Genomic DNA, 4,330 nt, shown 5'->3' with positions numbered 1-4,330 from the left:
GCACAGCACAGGTGCCGCGACCTTCTCGCGCGGCGCGCGCCGCATGCGGCGCCCAGCCACCATTCCATACATCGCGGACACCGGCGAAAGCGCCAGCACGCGCCAGTCCGGCTTTTCCCACCAGAAGGGCGGCGCTTCGCTGGTCATGGCGCGACTTCCATGGCGCATGACCCTTTCCAAAGATCGGATCCGAATTTTTGGGCCATGCGCTAGCGCCCGTTGGCGCCTTTCAGGCGCGCCTTGACGACCAGCGGCTGGATGTAGGGTTCGAGCGACTTCAGCGTGCGCTGAAGCGCGCCGCGCATCTCGTCGACGGTCGCCGCGCCCGCCGCCATCATCTCGTGGCGCACCGCCTCGTTGGTCAAAAGGAAATTGACGGCGCCGGCCAGCATGTCGCGGTCGCGCACCAGCTTGGCGCCGCCGCGATCGAGCAGGCGCTGATAGGCTTCGCGGAAATTCTGCACGTTGCGGCCGGCCAGCACCGCCGTGTCGAGCATCGCCGGCTCCAGCGGGTTCTGGCCGCCCTCGGAGGTCAGCGAGCGGCCGACGAAGGCGATCTCGGTCAGCCTGAGATAAAGTCCCATCTCGCCGATCGTGTCGCCGAGCAGGATATCGGTGTCGGGCGTGATGCGGTCGCCCTTGCTGCGGCGCGCCACTTTCAGCCCCATGCCGGAGATCTGCGCGGCCAGCGCGTCCGCGCGGTCGGGATGGCGGGGCACGACGATGGTCAGCAGTCCAGGGTGGCGCTTGTGCAAGGTCGCATGGACTTCCGCCGCGGCGACCTCCTCCCCGTCATGGGTCGAGATCGCCGCCCAGGTCGGGCGCAAGCCGATTTGGCGCTGCAGGATCGCCAGCGCCCGCTCGTCGACCGGCGGCGGGTTGGTGTCCACCTTGAGATTGCCGGAAACGGTCACCGGCCGGGCGCCGAGGACGCGGAACCGCTCGCCGTCGACATCCGACTGGGCAACGACATGGGCAAGATTCTCGAACAGCGCCTCGGCGACGCCGGCGCGCTTCTTCCACGACCGGAAGGAACGGTCCGACAGCCGCCCGTTGACCAGGACCTGCGGCACGTTGCGCGCGCCGAGTTCCAGGATGGTCATCGGCCAGATCTCCGATTCGGCTATGATGGCCAGCTCCGGCAGCCAGTGATCGAGGAAGCGGCTTACCGCGGGCTTGAGGTCAAGCGGCACATATTGGTGGATGATGCGACTGCCAAGCCGCTCGTCGGCGACCTTGGCCGAGGTCACGGTGCCGGTCGTCAGCACGATGTTGACGCCGTAATCGAGAATGCTTTCGACCAGCGGCACGACGGCGATCGTCTCGCCGACGCTCGCGGCGTGAATCCAGATCACCGGTCCTTCCGGACGCGGACGGCCGGCGACGCCGTAGCGCTCGCGACGGCGAACGCGGTCTTCCTTGCCGCGCGAGGCGCGCCAGGCGACATAGGGTCCGATCAGCGGATAGGCGACGGCCCCGGCGTAACGATAGGCGGTCAGGGCGGCGCGCGCCCAGCGCTCGCTCATTTGTCGCCGTCCACGAGGCGGTAGGCCTCGGCGGTCGCGGCGTTGAGCGAGGCGGTGACCTCCTGGCGCTTGCGCTCCATCTCGGCGTCGTCGGCGTTGGCCGGCACGAAGACCGGCTGTCCGACAATAACGGCGGAGCGGCCGAACGGCAGGTTGATGGTGGTCTTGTCCCAGCTCTTTTCCAGCACCTTGCGGCGGCTGGTGGCGATCGCCGAGGGCAGGATCGGGCGCCCGGAAAGCCTGGCCAAAAGCACGATGCCCAGCCCCGCGTCGCGCGGCGTGCCATGCGGAATGTCGGCGATCATCGCGACATTCTTGCCGGCTACCAGCGCTTTCTTGAGCGCAATCAAGGCTTTGGCGCCGCCTTTGTCGAGATGCCTCGAACTGTCGCGGCCACCCGAGCCGCGCACCGCGTCGATGCCGAATCTGTTCAGCATCAGCGCGTTGAGCTCGGCGTCGGCACTGCGCGAGACCATGGCGACCAGCGGCCGGCCCTCGGGATAATAAGCCGGCGTCAAGAGATGCTGGCCATGCCACAGCGCGATGATGCCCGGTTCGAGATGCGCATAGGCGCCGCCGGCGACCTGCGTCGACCCTTTCACCAGCGGGCTGGTGATGCGAATCAGCCGCACGAACCAGGCGAACAGGCTAGCGATGAAATTCTTGACGAATCGCGACTGGGCGAGCGGCTCTCGGATGCGGCGCCACAGCGTGCGAGTCCCGCCCCGCCCGGCGGCGCGCCCCGTCGCTCCTTTCACCGCTTCATGCTCCATCGATGTCAACCGGCTGCCTTTGTTTCCGGGTCGAGCAACCGGTGCAGGTGAACGACGAAATAGCGCATATGGGCATTGTCGACGCTGGCCTGCGCCTTCGCCTTCCACGCGGCGTGCGCCGATTGATAGTCGGGGTAGATGCCGACGATGTCGAGCGCATCCAGATCACGGAACTCGGTTCCACCCAGCTTTTTCAGCTCGCCGCCGAACACCAGGTGCAAAAGCTGTTTCTTTCCGTCTTCCACGGCCATGCCGATCCTTCGCAGATTCATGAATTTTGTGAAACGTTTAGACCAAAGCCGCCGATTTTGAAACCGTGGGCCGACTCACCCTTGGTCAGCTCCGGCAATGACGCCGGCCAGGACACCCAGCAGTTCGCCGCTGCCGGCGGCAAGCGCGCCATGGTTGATCACCTCGCCGGCATAGCGCGGCGGCTTGCCGGTACGGTCGAGCAAGGCGCCGCCCGCTTCGCGGAGGATAAGGTCGGCGGCGGCGATGTCCCAGTCATGCGCGTTGGGCTTGACGAAGGTCGCGTCGAGCTTGCCGTTGGCGATCATCGCCAGCCGGTAGGCGAGCGAGGGTATGTAAGCGACGCGGCGCATCCGGGCTTGCCAGGAAGCGGGCATGCGCTCGACCAGCGGCTTCGGCCCGCCGATCTCGACGGTATCGCCGAGCTGGCGGACCTGGATGCGCTTGCCGTTGAGGAACGCGCCCTCGCCCGGCAGCGCCCAATAGGTCTCGCGCTTGGCCGGACATTCGAGCACGCCGGCCAGCGAGCGGCCATCCTCGACCACGGCGACGCTGACGCACCAGGAATGCAGGCCATCGAGAAAGCCGCGCGTGCCATCGATAGGGTCGACGACGAAAGTGCGGCGGGCCGACAGCCTGGCATGATCGTCGGCGGTTTCTTCGGACAGCCAGCCATAATTCGGCCGCGCCTTGAGCAGGGTCTCGCGCAGATAGGCGTCGGCCGCATGGTCGGCCTCGCTGACCGGCGAGGTCCCGCCCTTCATCCACACCTGGGGGTTTTGGCCGAAATAGCGCATGGCAATGGTGCCCGCCTCGCGGGCGGCTTCGCGCAGCAGAGGGAGGTCTTCGTGCGTCTCGGCTGAGATGACCATGTCAGGCGCCGGCAAGGGTCATCCCCTCGATCAGCAGTGTCGGCGCGGCAGTGCCGAAATTGCGGTCGAGATCGCTCGCCGGCACCATGTTGAGGAACATGGTCTTCAAATTGGAGGCGATCGTCACCTCGGCCACCGGATAGGCAAGCGCGCCGTTCTCGATCCAGAAGCCGGAGGCGCCACGGCTGTATTCGCCGGTCACCATGTCGACGCCCTGGCCGAAGACCTCGGTGACGTAGAAGCCGCGCTGCAGCGAGGCGATCAGCTCCTCCGGCGCGCGATCGCCGGGCTCGATGGCCAGATTGGTTGAGGACGGCGAAACCGAAGAGCCGCTGCGCGAGCCACGGCCGTTGGTGACGAGACCAAGCTCGCGCGCGGCCGAGGTCGACAGGAACCAGTGGTTGAGCACGCCTTTTTCGACCATCAACAGCTTGTCGCCCTCGACGCCTTCGCCGTCGAAGGGCCGCGACGCCTGGCCGCGACGCCGCAGCGGCTCGTCGGTGACGGTGATCGCGCTTGAGGCTACCTGCTTTCCCATCATGTCGCGCAGGAAGCTGGTCTTGCGCGCCACCGCGGCGCCGTTGATGGCGCCGGCGAGATGGCCGGCAATGCCGCGCGCCACACGCGGGTCGAACACGACGTCGACCGGGCCGGTCGCCGCCTTGCGGGCGCCGAGGCGACGCACGGCGCGTTCGCCGGCCTTGCGGCCGATCTCCTCCGGCGCGTCGAGATCGGCGAAATGCTGGCGCGAGGAGAATTCATAGTCGCGTTCCATGCCCGTGCCTTGGCGTGCAATGACGCTGGTCGGTCGCGAAAAGCGCGACGCGACATATTGGCCGACAAAGCCGTGCGAGGTCGCAAGCACCAGGCCGCCAAGGCCGGCGCTGGCGCTGCTGGCGGAGGAATTGGT

Annotated in this window: 5 protein-coding genes and 1 pseudogene; all 6 read right to left on the bottom strand. The window is 67.1% G+C overall.

The window, feature by feature from the left end:
- A pseudogene (locus EOA75_RS35330) lies at positions 1 to 147 on the bottom strand (tetraacyldisaccharide 4'-kinase); the annotation flags it as partial.
- A gap of 62 nt (positions 148 to 209) precedes the next feature.
- A complete protein-coding gene (waaA, locus tag EOA75_RS29555) occupies positions 210 to 1,526 on the bottom strand; it encodes a lipid IV(A) 3-deoxy-D-manno-octulosonic acid transferase (RefSeq protein WP_127217314.1) in 1,317 nt (438 codons plus the stop codon).
- On the bottom strand, positions 1,523 to 2,299 hold the full coding sequence (locus EOA75_RS29550; RefSeq protein ID WP_127325808.1) for a lysophospholipid acyltransferase family protein: 777 nt from the start codon (positions 2,297 to 2,299) through the stop codon (positions 1,523 to 1,525). The genes waaA and EOA75_RS29550 overlap by 4 nt, the downstream gene beginning before the upstream one ends.
- Before the next feature lie 5 nt (positions 2,300 to 2,304).
- Entirely contained in the window at positions 2,305 to 2,550 is a 246-nt protein-coding gene (locus EOA75_RS29545) for a DUF4170 domain-containing protein (protein WP_040973997.1), read from the bottom strand.
- Between the two features lie 75 nt (positions 2,551 to 2,625).
- On the bottom strand, positions 2,626 to 3,420 hold the full coding sequence (locus tag EOA75_RS29540; protein WP_127325807.1) for a 3'(2'),5'-bisphosphate nucleotidase CysQ: 795 nt from the start codon (positions 3,418 to 3,420) through the stop codon (positions 2,626 to 2,628).
- Between the two features lies 1 nt (position 3,421).
- The coding region (locus EOA75_RS29535; protein ID WP_127325806.1) for a metallopeptidase TldD-related protein at positions 3,422 to 4,330 on the bottom strand (909 nt) is incomplete at its 5' end.

The organism is Mesorhizobium sp. M1A.F.Ca.IN.022.07.1.1 (assembly GCF_003997575.1).
GTDB lineage: Bacteria > Pseudomonadota > Alphaproteobacteria > Rhizobiales > Rhizobiaceae > Mesorhizobium.
Note: the sequence above shows the minus strand (reverse complement) of the source record. Positions and strands in the feature narration are given on the sequence as shown.

Coding starts and splice junctions, on each gene's coding strand:
- waaA (WP_127217314.1), bottom strand. CDS start 1,526: ATGAGCGAGCGCTGGGCGCGCGCCGCCCTGACCGCCTATCGTTACGCC.
- EOA75_RS29550 (WP_127325808.1), bottom strand. CDS start 2,299: ATGGAGCATGAAGCGGTGAAAGGAGCGACGGGGCGCGCCGCCGGGCGG.
- EOA75_RS29545 (WP_040973997.1), bottom strand. CDS start 2,550: ATGGCCGTGGAAGACGGAAAGAAACAGCTTTTGCACCTGGTGTTCGGC.
- EOA75_RS29540 (WP_127325807.1), bottom strand. CDS start 3,420: ATGGTCATCTCAGCCGAGACGCACGAAGACCTCCCTCTGCTGCGCGAA.